The sequence below is a fragment of the Streptomyces sp. 5-10 genome (assembly GCF_014712245.1).
GTDB lineage: Bacteria > Actinomycetota > Actinomycetes > Streptomycetales > Streptomycetaceae > Streptomyces > Streptomyces violaceusniger.
This window is the reverse complement of the sequence record NZ_JACVYG010000204.1, coordinates 1-945: the sequence shown is the minus strand read 5'-3', so window position 1 is coordinate 945 and position 945 is coordinate 1. Positions and strand designations below refer to the sequence as shown.

General features: G+C 72.2%; 1 protein-coding gene. It reads right to left on the bottom strand.

Features of this window, described 5'->3' with window-relative positions:
- Positions 1 to 945: polyketide synthase dehydratase domain-containing protein (locus tag IEJ02_RS47820; RefSeq protein ID WP_191070511.1), on the bottom strand; the 945-nt coding region annotated here is incomplete at both ends.

Genomic DNA, 945 nt, shown 5'->3' with positions numbered 1-945 from the left:
CCGCCACTCCAGCCGGAACAGCGAGTCGTGGAACGCGGACGACACGTCGGAGGCCGCCAGCTGACCAGAACTGACCGTTCGTGAGACCAGGGACCCGACGGACAACACGGGGCGCCCGCAGTCGTCCGCGACCGACACCGCCACCTCGTTGTCCCCGACGGACGTCACGCGGACCCGCAGGCTGGACGCACCGGCGACGCCCAGCGTGATGTTCGACCACGCGAACGGCAGCGCCGCCTCCTCGACATCGGTGAGGGCGACGGTGTGCAGCGCCGCGTCCAGCAGCGCCGGATGCATGCCGTACCGTCCGGCCTCGGCTCCCTCGGGCGCCGCGATCTCCGAGTAGATGTCATCGCCGAGACGCCACGCGTTGCGCAGCCCCATGAAGGTCGGGCCGTAGTCGAGCCCCACGTCGACGAGCCCGTCGTAGAAGCCGTCCAGCGAGACGGGTTCCGCGCCGGGTGGCGGCCACGCCGACAGATCGAAGGACGGCATCGGGGCTTCGGACACGAGCCGCCCGGTCGCGTGCGGCGTCCACGGCCCGTCCGCGTCCTCGGCGCGGGAGTGGATCGACACCGGACGCCCGCCCGCCTCGTCCGGCGCGCCGACGACGACCTGCACCTGGATGCCGCCGTGCTCGGGGAGCACGAGGGGCGCCTGGATCGTGAGTTCCTCCACCGTCTCACAGCCGACCTGGTCCCCGGCGCGGAGCGCCAGTTCGACGAACCCTGTACCGGCGAGGAGCACCCGGTCGAGGATGCGGTGGTCGGCCAGCCACGGCTGCGTCTGCACCGACAGCCGGCCCGTCAGGACGACGTCCTGCGAGCCCGCCAGCGTCACGGTCGCGCCGAGCAGCGGATGCTCGGCGGCATCGAGTCCAGCCTCCGTCACGTCTCCCGAGGACTCCTCCAGCAGCCAGTACCGCTGCCGCTGGAACGGGTAGGT